Raw genomic sequence first — 19,771 nt, forward strand, 5'->3', positions numbered from 1 at the left:
CGGGCGCCGGCTTGGCGGCCTCCGCCTTCGCCTTCGCCTCGGCGGCGGCCTTGTCGGCCTCGGCCTTGCTGCGGATCGGGGTGTTCGGGTCGAAGCCCGGCACCGAGACGCCGTGCTGCTGGGCCAGTCGCAGCCCGCGCAGGGTCGGCTCGCCCGGCCCGCCGTCGGCGACCGCGCCGTCCCGCTCGTCGGCGAAGCCGGCGAGCTGCACCGCCATCTCCTTGAGCGTGCAGAGCCGGGCACCCCGGGTCGGCATCGGCCGGCCGCCGGCCCGCAGCTCGTCGACCACCCCGACCGCTGTGGTCGCGTCCACGCCGTCGAAGAAGTCGTAGTTGACGGTCATCACCGGGCCGTAGTCGCACGCCGCCAGGCACTCGGCGTGCTCCAGCGTGATCCTGCCGTCGGCGGTCGTCTCGTCGTGCCCGACGCCCAGGTGCTCGGCGAGGGTGTCGTAGACCTCCTGGCCACCGAGCACGTTGCACATGGTGTTGGTGCAGACGCTGACCAGGAAGTCGCCGGTCGGCTTGCGCTTGTACATCGTGTAGAAGGTGGCCACGGCGCCGACCTGGGCCTTGTTCAGCCCCAGCACCTCCGCGCAGAACGCGACACCGGCCGGGGAGACGTACCCCTCCTCGGCCTGCACCAGGTGCAGCAGCGGCAGCAACGCCGAGCGGGACCGGTCCGCCGGGTAACGGGCGATGATCTCGCGCGCCCGCTCCCGGGTCTCGTCAGTGAAAACACTCATCGGTCACAACCACCCATCACCGGGTCCAACGAGGCGCCGCCGGCGATCACGTCGGCGATCAGACCGCCCTCGGCCATCGCCGGGAGGGCCTGGAGGTTGACGAAGCTGGGCTCCCGGTAGTGCACCCGGTACGGGCGGGTGCCGCCGTCGGAGACCGCGTGCACACCCAACTCGCCGCGGGGCGCCTCGATGGCGACGTACACCTGGCCGGGCGGGACCCGGAAGCCCTCGGTCACCAGCTTGAAGTGGTGGATCAGCGACTCCATCGACTGACCCATGATCTTCGCGACGTGCTCCAGCGAGTTGCCCATGCCGTCCACGCCGATGGCCAACTGCGCCGGCCAGGCGATCTTGCGGTCGGCGACCATCACCGGGCCGGGCTTGAGCCGGTCCAGCGCCTGCTCGACCAGCTTCATCGACTCCCGGATCTCGGCGAGCCGGACCTGGTAGCGGCCCCACACGTCACCGTCGGGGTGGGTCGGCACGTCGAACTCGTACGTCTCGTAGCCGCAGTACGGCATGGTCTTGCGCAGGTCCCAGGCGAGACCGGCGGAGCGCAGCACCGGGCCGGTGACGCCGAGCGCCACGCAGCCGGTCACGTCCAGCACCGCGACGTTCTTCGTACGCTCGGTCCAGATCGGCTGGCCGGAGAGCAGGTCCTCGTACTCCTTGAGCTTCTTCGGCATCACCTTGAGGAACTCGCGGATCTTGCGGATCGCGTCGTCCGGCACGTCCTGCGCCACCCCGCCGGGCCGCACGTACGCGTGGTTCATCCGCAGGCCGGTGATGGTCTCGAAGATGTCGAGGATGTACTCCCGCTCGCGGAAGCCGTACAGCATGATCGAGATCGCGCCCAGCTCCATGCCGGTGGTGGCCAGCCAGACCAGGTGCGACGAGATCCGGTTGAGCTCCATCATCAGCACCCGGATGGTGGTGGCCCGCTCGGTGATGTCGTCGGTGATGCCGAGCAGCTTCTCGACCGCCAGCGCGTACCCGGTCTCGTTGAAGATCGGGGCGAGGTAGTCCATCCGGGTCACGAACGTCGAGCCCTGAACCCAGTTGCGGTATTCGAGGTTCTTCTCGATGCCGGTGTGCAGGTAGCCGACGACCGAGCGGGCCTCGCGGACCGTCTCACCCTCCAGCTCCAGGATCAGCCGCAGCACCCCGTGCGTGGACGGGTGCTGCGGACCCATGTTGACCACGATCCGCTCGTCGTTGATCGGGTCGGTGCCCGAGACGATGGTGTCCCAGTCCCCACCGGTGACGGTGAAGACCCGTCCCTCGTCGGTCTCGTGCTCGCTGGCGTAGTTCGACGTCGTCACTGGTACGACCTCCGCGTGTCAGGCGGCTGGATCTCCGCGCCCTTGTACTCGACGGGGACACCGCCGAGCGGGTAGTCCTTGCGCTGCGGGTGACCCTCCCAGTCGTCCGGCATCAGGATGCGGGTCAGGTTGGGGTGACCGTCGAAGACGATGCCGAACATGTCGTACGCCTCCCGCTCCTGCCAGTCGGCGGTCGGGTAGACGCCTGTCACGCTGGGCAGGTGCGGGGCCTCGACGGAGACCGCGGCTTCCAGCCGGACCCGCCGCCGGTAGGTCATCGAGGTGAGCAGGTAGACCACGTGCAGCCGGCGCTCGTCGGCGCCCAGGTAGTCCACGCCGGACACCGAGGAACACAGCTCGAACCGCAGCGCCAGGTCGTCCCGCAGCACCTGGCAGACCTCGGCGATCCGCTCCGGGCGGACGTGCAGGGTCAGCTCGCCCCGGTCGACCACTACCTTCTCGATGGCGTCACCGAAGGCCGGGTACGCCTCCTCCAACGCGTCGCGGACCTCGTCGAAGTAGCTCCCGTACGGCCGGGACGCCTCCTCGATGGGCTGGCGCTGGCGGACCAGGCCGCCGTAGCCGGACACGTCGCCGGTGCCCTGGTTGCCGAACATGCCGCGCCCGGCCGGGCTGGCCGGCGGGTACTCGGCCGGAGCCGTGCTGCTGGCGCCGGCCGGCGTGACCGGCACCGGCACCCCGCCGTCGTTGGGCTTGTCGGTGGGTGACGTCATTTCGGGCCTGCCTGCGGGTGGAGGTGGTTCTGGGCGTTCATCCAGTTCTCGATCCGCAACTGCTCCTCGCGCCCCTCACGGACCGCCTTGGTCCACTGGGCACGCCGGGCCTTGTCGCTGCGGTAGGAGGACGGCATGGAGCCGTACGGCACGACCGGGACATCGCCACGTTCCTGGCGGGCCGCCAGCATCTTTCGGCCCCCCGCGCCCAGCGGCTCGTACATGATCTTCTCGCGGAGCTTGAGGACCGCGTCGATCAGCATCTCCGGCCGGGGCGGCAGCCGGGCAGGTACATGTCGACCGGCACCACGTGGTCGACGCCCTGCACGATGGCGTAGTTGTTGAACATGCCGCCGCTGCTGGCGCAGACGCCCATCGACAGCACCCAGCGCGGCTCGGCCATCTGGTCGTAGATCTGGCGCAGCACCGGGGCCATCTTCTGACTCACCCGGCCGGCCACGATCATCAGGTCGGCCTGCCGGGGGGACGCCCGGAAGACCTCCATGCCCCAGCGGCCCATGTCGTAGTGCGGACCACCGGCGGCCATCATCTCGATGGCGCAACAGGCCAGGCCGAAGGTCGCGCCCCACACGGACGACTTCCGGGACCAGTTGACCAGCTTCTCCACCGAGGTGAGCAGGACGCCGGCCGGAAGCTTCTCCTCGATGCCCATCTGACGTTCCTTCCTCAGTCCCAGTCCAGGCCGCCGCGCCGCCACACGTAGGCGTACGCGACGAAGACCGCGACGATGAACAGGACCATCTCCACGAAGCCGAAGATCGGCAGAGCGTCGAACGAGACCGCCCAGGGGTAGAGGAAGATGATCTCGATGTCGAAGACGATGAAGAGCATCGCCGTCAGGTAGAACTTGATCGGGAACCGCCCGCCGCCGACCGGCTGCGGGCTGGGCTCGATGCCGCACTCGTAAGCCTCGAGTTTGGCCTTGTTGTAGCGACGGGGACCGGTGAAGCGGGCGGCGCCGACGGAAAACAGCGAGAACGCCGCGGCGAGGGCGAACAGCCCGATGATCGGTGCGTAAGGCGAGAGCGACATCGTTTTCTCCTGCTCGTCCTTCCCTGCCCTCGGTGCTTGACGAAAATCACACTATTCACGTCCCTCGCAGTGGCAGTCGGCGGGGGTCGATCTTTGTCGGCGTCGGGGCTGTGAGCAGCACCGACGCGTCCTACCTAGACGGCTGGGGCTACCTTCGTCATCGCGTTGATGATGCGATCCATCGCATCTCCGCCGCGCGGATCGGTCAGGTTGGCCAACAGCTTGAGCACAAAACGCATCAGCGTCGGGTGCGGCATGCCGTGTTTGGTGGCGATCCGCATGATCTCCGGGCGGCCGATCAGTTTCACGAAGATGCCGCCCAACCGGTAGTAACCGCCGAGCCGGGCCTTCAGCTCGGCCGGGTACGCCAGCAGCGCCCGCTCCCGCTCCGGGCCGGCCGGTCGGGCGAGGGCCTGGACCACGACCTCGGCGGCCAGCTCGCCGGACTCCATGGCGTACGCGATGCCCTCACCGTTGAACGGGTTGACCATGCCGCCGGAGTCACCGACCAGCAGCACACCGCGGGTGTAGTGCGGCACCCGGTTGAAGCCCATCGGCAGCGCCGCGCCGAGGATCGGACCGTCGGCGTTGGCCTCGTCGGTCATTCCCCAGTCCTCCGGGGTGTTGGCGAGCCAGTCGGTGAGCAGCCGGCGGTAGTTGGTCTTGCCGAACGCGGAGGACGAGTTGAGCACGCCGAGGCCGACGTTGACCCGCCCGTCACCGAGGCCGAAGATCCAGCCGTAGCCGGGCAGCAGGCTGTCGCCGCTGTCCTTGCTGCGCAGCTCCAGCCAGGACTCCAGGTAGTTGTCGTCGTGCTTGGCCGGCGAGCGGTAGTAGCGGCGGACGGCCACGCCGATCGGCCGGTCCTCCCGCTTGGCCAGCCCGAGCGCGAGCGGGAACCGGCCGGAGACCCCGTCCGCCGCGACGACCAGCGGGGCGCGGAAGGTGGCGGGCTCCTTGCCCGACCCGACCTCCGCCTCGACGCCGGTCACCCGGCCGTCGCCGTCGAGCACCGGACCCAGCACGTTGACGCTGCTCCGCAGCTCGGCGCCGGCGGCCACCGCCCGTCGGGCGAGCAGGTCGTCGAAGTCCAGCCGGGTGCGCACCAGGCCGTAGTTGGGGAAGCTGGCGAGCTCCGGCCAGTCCAGTTCGAGGCGCACCCCGCCACCGATGACCCGCAGGCCGCGGTTGTGCAGCCAGCCCGCCTCGGGCGAGGTGTCCACACCCATCCGGACCAGCTGGCGCACCGCGCGCGGGGTCAACCCGTCGCCGCAGACCTTTTCCCGGGGGAACTCGGTCTTCTCCAGCAACAGCACCCGCACGCCGTGCCGGGCCAGGTGGTACGCGGTCGCTGATCCACCGGGACCGGCACCCACGACAATGACATCGGCGTCGTGTTCCACCGCGGTCATCCGCGCCTCCTCCCGCACGCTCGTGAAATGCTTCACAAGCCAGACGGGACGAGTGTATGACCGGCGTCATACCAGCGCAGGGTCAGGGGTACCTAACTCGCCAATGTGACAGCTAACGACCGTCCACTGCGGTGGGCTGTCACGCCGGGCTGGGCGCGTCCAGGCCGGCATCGACCCGGATCGTCTCCGGCAGATGCTCACGCAGCGCACCGCCCGCCGCCCGGTCCAGTGCCGCCAGCACCTCGGCGACCACCAGCCGGACCTCCACCGGATCGGCCCCGGCCAGCGAGCGCAACTGCGCGATGAGTTCGGCCGCGTCGTCGTCGGTGGCGGTCACCGGGTCCGCCGGCTCTGATCCGGTCATGCGATCAAGCCTACGGGGCAAAGTGGACCAAAGACCGATATTCACGAAACCTGAATAATGTCCGCACCGAGCGCGAGCGGCACCGCCGCCAGCGCTGGCTCGCGAGCCGCTACTCGCGGATCCCCCGGTGCAGGGCGACCACACCACCGGTCAGGTCGCGCCACGCCACCCGTCCCCAGCCGGTCGCGGCGACCCGCCCGGCGAGCGCGGCCTGCGCCGGCCAGGCCCGGATCGACTCGGCGAGATAGACGTACGCGTCGGGGTTGCTCGACACCGAGCGGGCCACCACCGGCAGCGACCGCATCAGGTACGACAGGTAGACCGTCCGGAAGATTGGGTTGACCGGGGTGCTGAACTCACAGACCACCAGCCGCCCACCCGGTCGCGTCACCCGAGCCAGCTCCCGCAACGCCCCGTCGGTGTCCTGGACGTTGCGTAACGCGAAGGAGATGGTCACCGCGTCGAAGCTGGCGTCGGCGAACGGCAGCCGTAACGCGTCACCGGCGAGCAGCGGCACCTCGGGACGGGTGCGCTTGCCGGTGTGGAGCATGCCCAGCGACAGGTCGACGCCGACCGCGTACGCCCCGGACTGGGCCAACTCCCGGGTAGAGACGCCGGTGCCCGCGCCCACGTCCAGCACCCGCTCGCCCGGCCGCAATCCGAGCGCCGCCCGGGTGGCCCGGCGCCAGGAACGGTCCTGCCCGAAGGCGAGCACGGTGTTGGTCAGGTCGTAGCGTTCGGCCACCCCGTCGAACATCGCGGCGACCTCGTGCGGCTGTTTGTCCAGGCTGGCGCGCTGGCCCTGCGGATCACGGCTCACCCTGACCACTCTGCCAGTCCCCCTCCCACCGACATCGACGGCGTGATACGTCCCACACCTGACAGCCGGAGGGGCGGGTGGTCGCCCACCCCGCCCCTCCCGTCGCGAACACGGTCAGTCGGTCGACTTCTCGTCGCTCGGCGCGACCAGGACCACCTTGCGCCGCCGGGATAGCACCAGCAGCGCCCCGCCCGCGAGCAGGATGAGACCGCCGATCCCACCGATCAGGCCAACCTGCACACCCGTCACCGGCAGTCCGCCACCGCCGGCACCGCCACCACCGGCGGTCGGCGAGGTGGTGCCGCCCGGAGTCGGCGTCGCGGTCGGCGTGGACGTGGGCGTGGGCGTCGGGGTCACCGTCGGCGTCGGCGTCGGCGTGGTGGGCGGCGTCCAGGTCAGGTCGACGAACGCCTCGAAGGTGGTGTGATTGTCCATCACGTCGACCTCGGTGAACGCCTTCCGCTGCGCCGAGCTGGCCAGCTCCGGCTGCTCCTCGGGCTGCCCCTCGGCACCGTCCAGCCCGTAGGCGAAGAGGTCACCCTCGTGCAGCACCGGGTCGGTCACGTCGTCGCCGACGGTCACCCGGACGTCCGAGGTGTAGTACTGCCCGGGCTTCACAACCGCGCCGGCGTCCTCGCAGAACAGCTGCTGCTTGCCCTCGAAGACCTGCTCCAGGCAGCCCTCCGGCTTCTGCGCGAAGGTCACACCCGCCGGCAGGGTCAGGCCGTAGAAGATGCCCGTCGCCTTGCGACTGCCGTCGTTGTAGACCGCCCAGTCCAGCGGCACCGTCTCGCCCCGCCGCACCGGACGCAGGTCGGGGTCGTCGCCCTGGACGCCGTTCACCACGACGTTCGCCTGGACGTCCTGCGCCCAACTGGTCAGGTCGTAGCCGGGCTTCCCGACCGTGATCTCGTGCTCGACGCTCATCTCGTCACCGTCGGGGTCGGCGTTGGTCGCCGTGATGGTGACCACCAACGTGCCGGCGTCACCACGGCCACCGGTGGAGAAGAGCGGGATGCCGAACTCCTCCCCGGTGCCGGCCGGCACGTCGCCGAGCGGGCAGGTGAACGTCTTGCCCTTCACCTGGCAGCCGTCGGGCACCACGATGCCCACCTTGTTCCTCTTCAACAGGCGGGTGTCCGCGGTGTAGCTGACACCCTTGGCGGCGACCGCGCTCCGGCTGTTGTCGACCCGGAACTTGAACGGCTTGGCCTTGGCCGCCTTGACGCCCTTGGCAAGTTCGTAACTGAGCGGCACCAGGGCCGGCTCGGCCTGGTCGGCGGCGTGCGCCGGGGCGGTCGCGGTGGCCAGGCCGCCGGCCGCCAGCAGCGCCACGACGCCGGCACGAACGAGCGTCGAGCGGTGGATCGCTGTCATCAGTCCCCCGGGGGTAGGGAAGAAAGAATGGTTGCGGAACGAGCGGACGCTATCGGAGGGCGATCTCCCACGCCAGCGGGCGATCCCGTTTTCATCCGTCCGGCCCCGACTGCGCAGACGGTACGGGCGGGATGGTCACCCATCCGCCCGTACGCCGTGCGTTATATGAACGACCCTCACCGGGCCGATGGAGGACAGTCCCGACCAGCGCCGGCGCGTCGACGCCGACGGTGTGGACGGATACGAGCCGGGACGCTAGCCGCCGACGATCATCTCCACCACCCCCGCGCCGGACAGCCTGACGCTGCGGCGGCGGGGACCACCCGTACCGCCGGGGCTACCCGGCGGGAGCATGAGTGCCGCTCAGCCGAACGGCCGGGTCAGTTGACGTCGACCAGGGGCAGGGATCGGCCGGCGCCCCCGCCGGGCAGCGCGATCGAGGAGAAGTGCGAGACCACCCGCTCGTCGGTCGGGTCGTCGGCCGGCGAGTGGTGCACGGCGAGCCGGTTGTAGAGGGTGTCGCGCTGCGCGGGGATCCGGTCCGCCGAACGGATCATGGTGATCAGCTCGTGCAGGTTGGAGCGGTGCCGCGCACCGGCGGAGGAGATCACGTTCTCCTCCAGCATGATCGAGCCGAGGTCGTCCACGCCCATGTGCAGGGCGAGCTGCCCGACGTCCTTGCCGGTCGTCAGCCACGAGGCCTGCAGGTGCGGCACGGTCTCGAAGAAGAGCCGGGCCACCGCGACCAGCCGCAGGTATTCCACAGTGGTGGCCTGGGTGCGGCCCTTGAGGTGGTTGTTCTCCGGCTGGTACGTCCAGGGGATGAAGGACCGGAAACCGCGGGTGCGGTCCTGCACGTCCCGGATCATGCGCAGGTGCTCGATCCGTTCGGCGTGCGTCTCGCCGGTGCCCATCATCATGGTGGCGGTCGACTCGACCCCCTGCCGGTGGGCCAGCTCCATGACCTCCAGCCAGCGCTCGCCCGACTCCTTGAGCGGCGCGATCGCCTTGCGCGGCCGCTCCGGGAGCATCTCCGCGCCCGCGCCGGCGATCGAGTCCAGGCCGGCGGTCTTGATCCGGGCGATGGCCTCGTCCAGGCTCACCCCGGAGACCTTCGCCATGTGCAGGATCTCGCTGGGCCCGATCGAGTGGATGGCCAGCTGGGGGTAGGCCTGCTTGACCGAGGAGAACAGCTCCTCGTAGTACTCCACCCCGTAGTCCGGGTGGTGCCCGCCCTGAAGCATCACCTGGGTCGCGCCCAGCTCGACCGCCTCGCCACACCGGCGCAGAATCTCCTCGGTCGGGTGGGTCCACCCTTCCTTGTGCTTCGGTGCCCGGTAGAACGCGCAGAACTTGCACGCCGTCACGCAGACGTTCGTGTAGTTGATGTTGCGATCGATCAGATACGTGACGACGTTGTCCGGATACCGCCGCCGACACACCGAGTCCGCCGCCTCGCCCAGCGCGTGGAAGGGCGCCTCGGTGTAGAGCAGCAGGGCCTCCTCGGGCGTGATCCGCCCGCCGTCCGCGCCGCGTTGCAGGATGTCGTCGATCTCCCGGCTCACCGTCACCACCCGAGCCTACGCCGAGGATGCGTCCTCTCCCTGGCCGGTGCTCAGGGCTGTGACTCGCTCCGCACACCGGTGATCACCCTGCAAGCAGGGCTGAGTGGGTTCGTTGGGTTGGTCATGCCACGGAAACTGGATCGAGCACGATCTTGAGCATTGCCACCGCCGCACCGCTCCGACCTCACCTACTGGAGAAAGCGCACCAGGGCCGTACGGCTGAGCGAGCTTGGCGGTCGAATCTCCTGAAACTGCCGGGGAGGGCCCTCCAGCGGAGCGAAACTGTCATTTTTTGACGCCTGAGGGTCGGAACCGGGTAGTGTAATAGTTGTTCCAGGGTGACGAGTTGAGGTAGAGGATGCTGCTGCGCTTCCGAGTGACCAACTTCGCCTCACTCCGCGACGAAGCCGAGCTGAGCCTCGTCGCCGCCGACGAGCACCCAAACGTCGCCGTCCAGCCGGTGCCACGGGAGAAGCTGTCCGCTTTACCCGTGGCAGGCATCTTCGGCCCGAACGCCTCAGGCAAATCCAACATCATCAAGGCCCTTGGCTTCGCCCGCGATGCGGTTCGACTGTCCCATCAGCGGTGGCTGCCGGAAGAACCGATCCCGGGCCGCTGGCCGTTCCGGCTCGACCAGGACAGCGGCAGTCGGCCGAGCGAGTTCGTCCTCGATTTCGTCGTCGAGAACGTGCGGTACGAGTTCGGCTTCGCGCTGGACGACGAGGAGATCCGGCACGAGTGGCTGTACGCCTTTCCGAAGGGCCGGCGGCAGATCTACCTTGAGCGCGACGGCGGGTCGTTGCACTTCGGGAACAACCTGACTGGTCCGCGCGAGCTGATCGCGGAGACCGTGCGACCGAACAGTCTCTTCCTCTCCGCGGCAGCCGCGCTGAACCACCCGCAGTTGAGCAAGATCTACCGCTGGTTCAGCCCTCGTCAAATGATCGCCTCGGGTGACGTCTCGACCGCTCGGCCTCCACACGTCCTACCGGACAAGCGGATGCTCACGCTCCTCCGATTCGCGGATCTGGGCATTGTCGGCGCGGCCGTCGTTCAGCCGGAGTCGGACCCTGGCTTTGACCGGAACGAACCGCAGGTCGAGCTTGTGCACTCGGCACACACCGAGGACGGGAAAGCAGCTCTGCCTTGGCAGTGGGAGTCAGCTGGCACCCGCAGTTGGTTCCATCTCCTGCAACTGGCGGTGCGGGCACTCGATGTCGGCGGACTACTGGCCGTCGACGACCTGGGCAGTGAGCTGCATCCGCTCCTCACGACCGAACTGATTCGAATCTTCCATGAGCCGGACACCAATCCACACGGTGCACAGCTCATCTTCAACAGCCATGACATCGGGCTGCTCGGCCGCCATCGGAATCTTCGACTCAGCCGAGACCAGGTCTGGCTCACCGAGAAGGACAGCGGTGGCGCGACGCGGCTCTACCCTCTCAGCGAGTTCCGAGTACGTGGTGGCCTCGACGATGTCGAGGGCAGGTACCTGAAGGGCCGCTACGGTGCCGTGCCGTTCCTGGATCACGAGGTGTTGGACCTTCTCGTTCCGCCCCGCCACGCCGCCTGAGCATCTTCGGCCTAAACTTCAACCTCCCAGACTCCAAGGGTAGAGGTCTGGAGTTCAGGCGGTTAGGGTGTGGGCATGCTTTGCATCGACCGGTACTACTCCTCGGCCGTCGGCTGATGGCCCGCCCCGGCAAACCGCTGCGGCGTCAGCCCGGAGCCCGACGGGAGCGCAAGACCTACCTGATCTGCTGCGAGGGCGAGAACACCGAGACCCTGTACTTCAAGGGTCTACGCCGTGAGCTACGGGCGGGCACGGTGCGGATCGAGGTCTTCTCCGGGCACGGTGAGCCGTACGGCGTGGTGGAGAAGGCCGTCGCGGAAGCCAACCGGGCTGCCGCCCAGGGTGATGGTTACGACGAGGTCTGGTGCGTCTTCGACGTTGAGGCACCGCAAGCACACGCCCGTCTCGACGCGGCACTGACATTGGCCGCGCGGCACGGCGTCAACTGCGCTGTCTCGAATCCCTGCTTCGAGGTCTACCTCCTTCTCCATTACGAGGAGCTGCCATACCTGACATCCGTTGAGGCATGTCGGCGGCTGGAACAACACCCGTGCGGTTATCGCCGACGCGGCAAGCTCTTGGACTTCGAGGCCCTGAGAGCGGGCCGTCCGGACGCGTTCCGTCGGGCGGCGCGGCTGGAGAGGCTGAGCGCAGGGCGACCGTTGGCCGACAGGAACCCCTCGACCTCGGTGCCAGCACTGGTGATCGCGCTGGAGGCCGACGCCGCTGACAACTTCCCCCAGAGAACGACCTGAGGAGCGCACGGTGCCGATGCACAGGATCGAAGTCGACGACCAGGTATACGCCCTGCTTCAGCAGCACGCGGAGCCCTTTGTCGATCGGGAGAACGACGTACTCCGCCGGCTGTTGGGGATCGATCTCGGCCCCGAGAAAGTGAAGGAAGACGGCCGGCCGGGTGGTGACCTCATGGGTTTGATTGAAGCCGAGCTGCTGGTCCCAGGCGACGAGCTTATTCACGTGCAGTCACGGAAGGGCAGGACACACCGGGCGGTGGTAACCACCGACGGGTACCTCCGCCTACCCGACGGGTCCACCTATGCGAAGCCCTCTCCGGCGTTGAAAGCGTGCGTCGGACATGACATCAACGGTTGGGGGCAGTGGACCCACGCCCGGAGCAACGTTCCACTCCAGGCGCTCCGCAAGAAGCTGTTGGACGGATAAGCCTGAGCAGGTCAGGCGTCGTAGTCGACAGTGAGCTTGTCCGTCGTCGGGCTGGACTGGCAGGTCAGCACGTAGCCGGCGGCCAGCTCGTCGGGCTCCAGCGCGTAGTTGCGGGCCATCGTGACCGACCCGTCGACGACCTTCGCCTTGCAGGTCGAGCAGACCCCGCCCTTGCAGGCGTACGGCAACTCACCGCGCACTTTCAACGCGGCGTCCAGCACCCGCTCCTCGCGACCCATGCTGAAGCTCGACGACCGACCGTCCAGCACGATGGTGACCTCGGTGCCGGTGCCCGCCTGCTCGGCGGGGCGGCGTACCGGCTCCGGCGGGGCGTCGACGTGGAACAGCTCGGTGTGCACCGCCGCCTCGGGCAGCCCACGGGCGGTCAGCACCTCCCGGACGTCGACCACCATCGCGTAGGGGCCGCAGAGGAACCACTCCTCGATCGCGTCGCCCGGCACGATGGTGCCGAGCAACCGGCCCAGCCGGTCGGCGTCGATCCGCCCGGAGAGCAGCGGCGACTCGCCCTGCTCCCGGGAGAGCACGTGCACCAGGTGCAGCCGGCTGGGGTAGCGATCCTTGAGGTCGGCCAGCTCCTCGGCGAACATCACGGTGTTCGCCGTGCGGTTGCCGTACACCAGTGTGAAGGTGCTGGCCGGCTCGACGGCCAGGGCGGTCGCGACCAGCCCGAGCACCGGGGTGATGCCGGAGCCGGCGACGACCGCGCCGTAGTGGCGCACCCGGTCCGGCGCGAACGCCGTGGTGAAGGTGCCGAGCGGCGGCAGCACCTCGACGGTGTCGCCACCGCGCAGCGCCCCGCAGGCGAACGCCGAGAAGGCTCCGCCGGGGACCTCGCGCACGCCGATCCGCAACCGGCCGTGCCGGGCCAGCTCGTCGGGGGTGGAGCAGATCGAGTACGACCGCCGCACGTCCGTGCCGTCCTCGGCCACCCGCCGGACGGTGAGGTGCTGACCGGCGCGGAACGCGAAGGTTTCCCGCAGCTCCTCGGGTACGGCGAAGGTCACCGCCACGGAGTCGTCGGTGAGCCGGTCGACGACGGCGACCGGCAGCGGGTGGAAGACCGGCCGGCGGCGGACCGGGCGGGAGATGGTGACAGTCACAGCGCCTTCAGGTGGTCGAAGGGTTCGGAGCAGGAACGGCAACGCCAGAGCGCCTTGCACGCGGTGGAACCGAATCGGCTGACCTGCTCGGTCTCCGGCGAGCCGCACTGCGGGCAGCGGACCGCGAGCGTCAACGGCACGACGCCGGCGGCGGTCACCGGGGCTGGCGGGGCGATCCCGGCGGCGGCGAGCTTCGCCCGCCCACCCTCGGAGATCCAGTCGGTGCTCCACGCCGGGCTGTAGACGGTGCGGACCTCCGCGTCCGGGTGACCGGCAGCGGCGAGCGCACGGCGGATGTCGGCCCGGATCACGTCCATCGCCGGGCAGCCGGTGTAGGTGGGGGTGATGGTGACGGTGACCCGGCCACTGGCCGGGTCCTCCTCGACCGCGCGCAGGATGCCCAGCTCGTCGATGGTGATCACCCGGATCTCCGGGTCCACCACGCTCGCGGCGGCCGTCCTCGCGTCGGTCACCACTGCGCCCCGGGATGAGCCCGGTGCAGCACCTGCATCTCGGCGAGCAGGTATGCCAGGTGCTCGGTGTGCACGCCGGCCCGGCCGCCACCCGGCGCCCAGCCGCTGTCCGGCCGGGTGAGCGTCGCCTCGGCCAGCACCGGGCCGACGACCTCGTCGAACGCCGGCCGCAGGGTGGCCGGGTCGACCGGCGCCGCCGGGTCCGCGGCGAACAGTTCATGGGTGTACGGCCACACCTGGTCGACGGCCGCCTGCATCCGACGATGCGACTCCTCGGTGCCGTCGCCGAGCCGCTTCACCCACAGCGCGCCGTGGTCCAGGTGGTACGCCGACTCCTTGCGCGCCTTCGCGCCGATCGCGGCCAGCCGCTGGTCGGCGCAGCCGGCCAGCGCCGTGTACAGCGGTAGCTGGTACGCGGCCAGGAAGAACAGCTTCGCCATGGTCACCGCGAAGTCGCCGTTGGGCAGCTCGACCAGGAGCGCGTTGCGGAACTCGCGGTCGTCGCGCAGGTACGCCAGCGCGTCCTCGTCGCGGCCGGCGCCCTCCACCTCGCCCGCGTACGACAGCAGCAGGCGCGCCGCGCCGAGCTGGTCGAGGGCGATGTTGGCCAGCGCGATGTCCTCTTCCATCTCCGGCGCGCGGGTGGTCCACTCGGCCAGCCGCTGGGCCGCGATCAACGCGTCGTCGGCGAGCGCGAGGGCGAAGTCGAAGGGCCCGTTCACGCCGTCACCTCGCCGGGCTGGGTCTGCTCGTTCACAGGTGGGCCACCCCGTCCGGCACCTCGTAGAAGGTGGGGTGGCGGTAGACCTTGTCGGCGGCCGGGTCGAAGAAGGAGTCCTTCTCGTCCGGGCTGGACGCGGTGATCGCGCCGGCCGGCACCACCCAGATCGACACGCCCTCCTGGCGGCGGGTGTAGAGGTCCCGGGCGTTGCGCAGGGCAAGCTCGGCGTCGGGAGCGTGCAGGCTGCCGACGTGCGTGTGCGACAGCCCGCGCCGGGCCCGCACGAAGACCTCCCAGAGCGGGGTGTGTTCCGTCATGCTGCGACCGTCTCCTTCTGTCCCGCCCGCTTCGCGGCGTACGCCGCGGCGGCCTCGCGTACCCATGCGCCGTCGCTGTGCGCGGCCCGTCGGTGGGCTATCCGCTCGCGGTTGCACGGCCCGTCGCCGGAGATCACCCGCAGCAGCTCGTCGTAGTCCGGCTGGGTGTAGTCGTGCGCCTGCCGTTCGTCGTTCCAGCGCAGGTCGTCGTCGGGGATGCGCAGCCCGAGGACCTCGGCCTGCTGGACGCACATGTCGACGAAGCGCTGCCGCAGATCGTCGTTGGAGAAGCGCTTGATCTTCCAGGCCATCGACTGGGCGGAGTGGGTGGAGTTGCCGTCCGGCGGGCCGAACATCGCCAGCGACGGGTACCACCAGCGGTCCACCGCGTCCTGGGCCATCGCCTGCTGCGCGGGGGTGCCGTGCGCCAGGGTGTGCAGGATCTCGTAGCCCTGCCGCTGGTGGAACGACTCCTCCTTGCAGACCCGGATCATCGCGCGGGCGTACGGGCCGTAGGAGCAGCGGCACAGCGGCACCTGGTTGACGATCGCCGCGCCGTCCACCAGCCAGCCGATCGCGCCCACGTCGGCCCAGCTCAGGGTGGGGTAGTTGAAGATCGAGCTGTACTTCTGCCGGCCGTCGAGCAGCAACTGGACCAGCTCGTCGCGGCTGATGCCGAGGGTCTCGGCGGCGGCGTAGAGATAGAGGCCGTGGCCCGCCTCGTCCTGCACCTTGGCCAGCAGGATCGCCTTGCGCTTCAGTGACGGCGCCCGACTGATCCAGTTGCCCTCCGGCTGCATGCCGATGATCTCGGAGTGGGCGTGCTGGGCGATCTGCCGAATCAGCGTCCGCCGGTAGGCGTCGGGCATCCAGTCCCGCGGCTCGATCTTTTGTTCGGCGTCGACCACCTCGGCGAAGTACGCCGCCAGGTCCTCGTCCGGTGCGGGGCCGCCGCGCCGTCCGCGCGCTGCCGCGGCCCGAAGCTCGGCCTCGGCGGCCTCGACCTCGCCCAGCAGGCCGCCGGGTGCCTCGTCCGAACCGCCGCCGGGAGCGGAGAAGTCGTTGCCATACATGAGGCCAAGTGTTACAGCTTGCGCCTCGTCGCACCAGGGGGTGTAACAGGAATCCGAGGATCCCATCCGTAATCGAATGTGCGCTTTGCGCTACTCGGGCGGCGTGATATGGCAGTGACTTGGGCCACTACGCAGATGTGAATCCCTGCAATAACCTCATACCGGCCCCATATCGCGCCTTTATCGCACGTTGCCTGGTGTCGAATGCTGGCGGGTCGTGCAACCAGACGTAGACTTTCCGCCGTCATACCGATCGGCTTTAGACGATCGCCGCCCGACAGAGGCCACTTCCCCCGGCCTCGGCGATCCGCCGGTCCGTCCGGACAACAAGCCGGTCCCCCCGGCCCTGACACCTGGAGCTCACCCACTCATGCGATCTCGCGTGACCATGGTGCTCGCCATCACGGCGGTCGTGCTCGGCGGCGTCCTGCTGGTCCCCACCGCGTACGCCCGGCTCGCCGACGACGGCAGCGGAGGCAGCGGAGGCGGCTCGACAGTCGCCGCGCCCGCACCCACCCCGCCGCCACCGCCCACGCTGGCGGCCGGCCCGGTGTCGGTGAGCTTCCAGGGTGAGTTCTTCTCGTGGGCCCTGCTGGACCGAAAGACCGGCAAGATCTCCGGGTCGCCGAACATGACAGCGACCAGCTCCACCGAGTCGATGATCAAGGCGTGGATCGTCTCCGACTACCTGCGGCAGCTCGGTGACAGGGAGCCGCCCGCGTCGCTGAAGAAGGCCGCCAGCCTCGCCATCATCGACAGCAACGACCAAGCGGCGAACGAGGTCCACGCCGCCGCCGGCGGCTCGTACCGCCCCTCGACGAGCAGTGTTCCCGATCCGGTGGTCCAGCGGGCGATCAAGATCTGCGGGCTGACCGACACCAAGCGCGGCAACATCAAGCCGTACACCGGCTACTGGAGCTTCACCCGGATGTCCCCCCGGGACGCGGTCCGACTCGGCGACTGCATCGCCGACGGCAAGGCCGCCGGCCCGAAGTGGACCAAGTGGGTGCTCGACCAGATGACCAAGGTACGCGGCAGCACCGCCGCCAAGGACCAGAAGTCCTCGTACGGTGGCGGCCGTTGGGGCATCATCGACGGCCTGCCCAAGTCGATCACCGCCCAGGGTCCGGTCAGCATCAAGAACGGTTGGACCCCGATCAACTACGACGGCAACTGGCACGTCAACTGCCTCGCCGTCACCGGCAAATGGAGTCTCGCGGTGATGCTGCGTTACCCGCAGAAGAGCGGGCTGAACTACGGCGCGAAGGTCTGCGCCAGCGTGGCCGCCCAGCTGGTCACCCCGCAGCCGGGCGCCGCGCTCAAGGTGCCGCAGCAGCCGGTCGGCAAGCTCTGATGGCGGGCGACCGTCGGGGCGGCGGCGAGGCATCCCCACTACGGCTGATCGCCATCGCGGTCATCCTGATCGGGCTGGTGCTGGTGTCGCTGCGCCTGCTGCCCGGCTCCCCGTTCGAGTCGTCGGCCGCGGCCAAGTGGGGCGACCCGGGCTCCAGCTCGAACGACAGGTCCACCGGCGCGCCGACCGACCGCACTGCCCGCCAGCCGTCGGCGAGCCCCAGCCCGTCCTTGGAGCCGCTGCCGTTCGTGGCGAAGAACCTCGATCTCGACATCGAGGGCTGGTATTCCTGGAGCGTCCTGGACCGCCGGACCGGCAAGATCATCGGCTCCAAGAACATGGGCGAGACCAGCACGACCGCCTCGATGATCAAGGCCTGGATCGTCGCCGACTACCTGCGCCGCGCGGCCGACGCCGGTCAGACGCCGAGCGACGCGAAGCTCGCCGACGCGACCCGGATCATCCGGGACAGCGACAACACCCGGGCCGAGCAGTTCTACAACCTGGTCGGCCGGGACGCCTCGATCGAGCGGCTGATCTCCATGTGCAAACTGACCGACAGCAGTGTCGCCCCCGACAAGGGCTGGTCCCGGACGGCGCTCTCTCCCCGGGACACCGCCCGGATGGGCAACTGCATCGCCACCGGCACCGCCGCCGGGCCGAAGTGGACCAAGTGGCTGCTCAACGAGATGAAGTTGGTGCGCGGCGCCGGAGACTTCGGCATCCGCAAGGCCTTCCCGGCCGCCGAGCAGAAGCGGATCGCCATCAAGAACGGGTGGATCGACCGGACCAGGGAGCAGGAGATGCACATCAACTGCCTGGCCATCGGTGACACCTGGACGATGGGCGTGATGGTCAAGTACCCGATCAACATGGGCTACGACTACGGCATGCAGAACTGCGAGAAGATCACCGAGGCGCTGCTGCGCCCCGGCACCTGAGCCGCGCGGCCGGCGGGTTGGTTGAGTCGCGCGGCCCTGCGAATGGCTGAGCCGCGCGACAGTGCCGGTCAGCCGGCGAAGAACTCCGGGCCACCGTCGGTCAACGCCGGGGCCTCGCCGATCGCGGCGGCCCGCCGGGCCCACTCACGCAGCCCGGCGACCTGCCGGTCGCCGAGGGAGAAGTCCAGGGCCCGGAAGTACATGGCCAGCGTCGCCGCGTCGAACGCCTCCCAGCGCGCCGCCGCCTCGGCGACCTGGTCCAACTCGGCCAGGCAGAGATCCCGAGAGCGTAGGAACGCCTCGTGCACCTCCTTGACCAGGCCGGGATGGGCGGCGGCGAAGTCGCGCCGGACCGCCCAGACGGCGAAGACCATCGGCAGGCCGGTCCACTCCTTCCACGCCTGGCCGAGGTCGGTGACGATGAGACCCTTCTGTGGCGCCTCGTGGTAGGCCCGCAGCGCCACGTCGCCGATCAGCACCGCGGCGTCGGCCTCCAGCAGCATCTGGGTCAGGTCCGGTGGGCAGCGGAAGTAGTCCGGCCGGACGTTGTACTGCTCGGCGAGCAGCAGCTGCGCCGTCATCACCCCGGTGCGCGAGGTCGAACCGAGCGCCACCCGGGCGCCGTCCAACTCGCCAAGGGGTCGGGTGGAGACCATGTTGACCGAGAGCACCGGCCCGTCGCTGCCCACCGCCAGGTCCGGCAGGAGCAGCAGCTCGTCGGCGTGCTTCAGGTACTCCAGCAGGGTGATCGGGCCGATGTCGAGGTCGCCGGCCACCAGTGCCGCGCTCAGCCGATCCGGCGAGTCCTTCTGCAGGTCGACGTCGAGCAGGGCACCGGAGCGCATCAGACCCCAGTAGATGGGCAGGCAGTTCAGGAACTGGATGTGCCCGACCCGCGGGCGTGCGATGCGCTCAGCCATGGCCCGACCGTAACCCCGGCGTCCGGCTGCGGCTCGGCAGGTCGCCCCGAAGTGGCCAACCCCGCACTCGGCCCGACCGCTTGCCGGTCTGCCGGCTGGTGGTCGGCCCGTCGGACCGCCCGGATCACGACCGGCACGAAGACCAGCACCACCAACAGCCCCAGCACACCGGCACCGGCGATCAGTGGCCGGGGTGGCACGGCGGCGAGCAACGCCCCGCCGACCAGGAAGCCGGCCATCGAGCCACCCTGTACCGCAGCGCCGTAGCTGGCGTACGCCCGGGCGCGCATCGCCTCCGGCACCCGACGAGCGGTGAGCAGGTTGGCGAAGACGTTCTCGCCGGCGTTGGCCGCACCGCCGACCAGCCAGAGCGGCACCAGCACCGCCGCCGCCGGCACCGTCGCCGCCAGCACCACCATCAGGCTGCACACCCCCAGGCAGAGCAGCACCCCGCGGACCAACGCGGCGTCGTCCTCGAACCGCCCGGCGAGCCGTGCGCCGAGCCAGCCGCCGGGCAGCATGCCGGCCATCCAGGCGGCGCTGACCAGGCCGTACATGGTGGCTGAGCTGCCCAACGTCTCCCGGATGAAGAAGACCTCGATCACGTTGATGCCGCCGATCGCCGCGATCACCACGGCGGTGCTCACCACCATCACCACCATCAGCGGATCGCGGCGCAGCCGCCAGCGGAGGTCCGTGCC

21 protein-coding genes and 1 pseudogene are annotated in these 19,771 nt (G+C 69.5%); 5 read left to right on the forward strand and 17 right to left on the reverse strand.

Annotated features, from left to right (window positions below):
• The 10 genes and pseudogenes from nuoE to mqnC all read right to left on the reverse strand — a co-directional run.
• Nucleotides 1-745 (reverse strand): NADH-quinone oxidoreductase subunit NuoE (gene nuoE, locus JM949_RS20880; RefSeq protein WP_203150075.1); only part of this gene is annotated, 745 nt, incomplete at its 3' end.
• Nucleotides 742-2,067, reverse strand: a complete 1,326-nt coding sequence (locus tag JM949_RS20885; protein WP_203150076.1) for an NADH-quinone oxidoreductase subunit D — start codon at nucleotides 2,065-2,067, stop codon at nucleotides 742-744. The genes nuoE and JM949_RS20885, both read right to left, overlap by 4 nt.
• Nucleotides 2,064-2,801, reverse strand: a complete 738-nt coding sequence (locus tag JM949_RS20890; RefSeq protein ID WP_203150077.1) for an NADH-quinone oxidoreductase subunit C — start codon at nucleotides 2,799-2,801, stop codon at nucleotides 2,064-2,066. The genes JM949_RS20885 and JM949_RS20890 overlap by 4 nt, the downstream gene beginning before the upstream one ends.
• Nucleotides 2,798-3,474: pseudogene (locus tag JM949_RS20895) on the reverse strand (NuoB/complex I 20 kDa subunit family protein). The gene JM949_RS20890 and the pseudogene JM949_RS20895 overlap by 4 nt, the downstream one beginning before the upstream one ends.
• 14 nt (nucleotides 3,475-3,488) lie before the next feature.
• Nucleotides 3,489-3,854, reverse strand: coding sequence for an NADH-quinone oxidoreductase subunit A (locus JM949_RS20900; RefSeq protein WP_203150078.1), 366 nt, complete (start codon nucleotides 3,852-3,854; stop codon nucleotides 3,489-3,491).
• Nucleotides 3,855-3,988: 134 nt separating this feature from the next.
• Nucleotides 3,989-5,266: a geranylgeranyl reductase family protein gene (locus tag JM949_RS20905; RefSeq protein WP_203150079.1), complete on the reverse strand. Its 1,278-nt coding sequence runs from the start codon at nucleotides 5,264-5,266 to the stop codon at nucleotides 3,989-3,991.
• Between the two features lie 139 nt (nucleotides 5,267-5,405).
• Nucleotides 5,406-5,630 carry a hypothetical protein gene (locus JM949_RS20910; RefSeq protein WP_203150080.1) on the reverse strand — a complete coding sequence of 75 codons (225 nt, stop codon included), beginning with the start codon at nucleotides 5,628-5,630 and terminating at the stop codon, nucleotides 5,406-5,408.
• A 109-nt stretch (nucleotides 5,631-5,739) separates the two neighbouring features.
• A complete protein-coding gene (locus tag JM949_RS20915; RefSeq protein ID WP_203150081.1) occupies nucleotides 5,740-6,450 on the reverse strand; it encodes a demethylmenaquinone methyltransferase in 711 nt (236 codons plus the stop codon).
• A 114-nt stretch (nucleotides 6,451-6,564) separates the two neighbouring features.
• Nucleotides 6,565-7,827 (reverse strand): LPXTG cell wall anchor domain-containing protein, encoded by a 1,263-nt coding sequence (locus tag JM949_RS20920; RefSeq protein ID WP_203150082.1) that lies wholly within the window; start codon nucleotides 7,825-7,827, stop codon nucleotides 6,565-6,567.
• A gap of 380 nt (nucleotides 7,828-8,207) precedes the next feature.
• Nucleotides 8,208-9,398 carry a cyclic dehypoxanthinyl futalosine synthase gene (gene mqnC, locus JM949_RS20925; RefSeq protein WP_203150083.1) on the reverse strand — a complete coding sequence of 397 codons (1,191 nt, stop codon included), beginning with the start codon at nucleotides 9,396-9,398 and terminating at the stop codon, nucleotides 8,208-8,210.
• 352 nt (nucleotides 9,399-9,750) lie between these two features.
• Between mqnC and JM949_RS20930 the strand changes: the two genes are divergently transcribed.
• The 3 genes from JM949_RS20930 to JM949_RS20940 all read left to right on the forward strand — a co-directional run bounded on the left by JM949_RS20930 (nucleotide 9,751) and on the right by JM949_RS20940 (nucleotide 12,150).
• Nucleotides 9,751-10,968 (forward strand): AAA family ATPase, encoded by a 1,218-nt coding sequence (locus JM949_RS20930; RefSeq protein ID WP_203150084.1) that lies wholly within the window; start codon nucleotides 9,751-9,753, stop codon nucleotides 10,966-10,968.
• 116 nt (nucleotides 10,969-11,084) lie between these two features.
• Complete coding sequence (locus JM949_RS20935; RefSeq protein ID WP_203150085.1) at nucleotides 11,085-11,723, forward strand: RloB family protein; 639 nt, start codon at nucleotides 11,085-11,087, stop codon at nucleotides 11,721-11,723.
• Between the two features lie 16 nt (nucleotides 11,724-11,739).
• Nucleotides 11,740-12,150 carry a restriction system modified-DNA reader domain-containing protein gene (locus tag JM949_RS20940; RefSeq protein WP_238433582.1) on the forward strand — a complete coding sequence of 137 codons (411 nt, stop codon included), beginning with the start codon at nucleotides 11,740-11,742 and terminating at the stop codon, nucleotides 12,148-12,150.
• Between the two features lie 11 nt (nucleotides 12,151-12,161).
• Here the strand turns inward: JM949_RS20940 and paaE are convergent, their stop codons facing one another.
• From paaE to paaA, 5 genes are read right to left on the reverse strand one after another with little or no spacing between them, the layout of a single operon-like run.
• A complete protein-coding gene (paaE, locus tag JM949_RS20945; protein WP_203150087.1) occupies nucleotides 12,162-13,271 on the reverse strand; it encodes a 1,2-phenylacetyl-CoA epoxidase subunit PaaE in 1,110 nt (369 codons plus the stop codon).
• A complete protein-coding gene (gene paaD, locus JM949_RS20950; RefSeq protein WP_203150088.1) occupies nucleotides 13,268-13,744 on the reverse strand; it encodes a 1,2-phenylacetyl-CoA epoxidase subunit PaaD in 477 nt (158 codons plus the stop codon). Before paaD ends, paaE begins: the two co-directional genes overlap by 4 nt.
• Nucleotides 13,741-14,466, reverse strand: a complete 726-nt coding sequence (gene paaC / locus JM949_RS20955) for a 1,2-phenylacetyl-CoA epoxidase subunit PaaC (protein ID WP_203150089.1) — start codon at nucleotides 14,464-14,466, stop codon at nucleotides 13,741-13,743. Before paaC ends, paaD begins: the two co-directional genes overlap by 4 nt.
• A 31-nt stretch (nucleotides 14,467-14,497) precedes the next feature.
• Entirely contained in the window at nucleotides 14,498-14,782 is a 285-nt protein-coding gene (gene paaB / locus JM949_RS20960; RefSeq protein WP_203150090.1) for a 1,2-phenylacetyl-CoA epoxidase subunit PaaB, read from the reverse strand.
• A complete protein-coding gene (paaA, locus tag JM949_RS20965) occupies nucleotides 14,779-15,855 on the reverse strand; it encodes a 1,2-phenylacetyl-CoA epoxidase subunit PaaA (RefSeq protein ID WP_203150091.1) in 1,077 nt (358 codons plus the stop codon). Before paaA ends, paaB begins: the two co-directional genes overlap by 4 nt.
• Before the next feature lie 370 nt (nucleotides 15,856-16,225).
• Between paaA and JM949_RS20970 the strand changes: the two genes are divergently transcribed.
• Nucleotides 16,226-17,209: a hypothetical protein gene (locus JM949_RS20970; RefSeq protein ID WP_203150092.1), complete on the forward strand. Its 984-nt coding sequence runs from the start codon at nucleotides 16,226-16,228 to the stop codon at nucleotides 17,207-17,209.
• A complete protein-coding gene (locus JM949_RS20975; RefSeq protein ID WP_203150093.1) occupies nucleotides 17,209-18,150 on the forward strand; it encodes a serine hydrolase in 942 nt (313 codons plus the stop codon). Before JM949_RS20970 ends, JM949_RS20975 begins: the two co-directional genes overlap by 1 nt.
• 68 nt (nucleotides 18,151-18,218) lie before the next feature.
• On the opposite strand, the gene JM949_RS20980 is transcribed toward JM949_RS20975, so the two are convergent.
• The gene (locus JM949_RS20980) at nucleotides 18,219-19,070 is read right to left on the reverse strand and encodes a menaquinone biosynthetic enzyme MqnA/MqnD family protein (protein ID WP_203150094.1); all 852 of its coding nucleotides are present in this window, start codon (nucleotides 19,068-19,070) and stop codon (nucleotides 18,219-18,221) included.
• A partial coding sequence (locus JM949_RS20985) for an MFS transporter (protein WP_203150095.1) occupies nucleotides 19,022-19,771 on the reverse strand: 750 nt, incomplete at its 5' end. The genes JM949_RS20980 and JM949_RS20985, both read right to left, overlap by 49 nt.

The sequence above is a fragment of the Micromonospora tarensis genome (genome assembly GCF_016803395.1).
GTDB classification, from domain to species: Bacteria; Actinomycetota; Actinomycetes; order Mycobacteriales; family Micromonosporaceae; genus Micromonospora; species Micromonospora tarensis.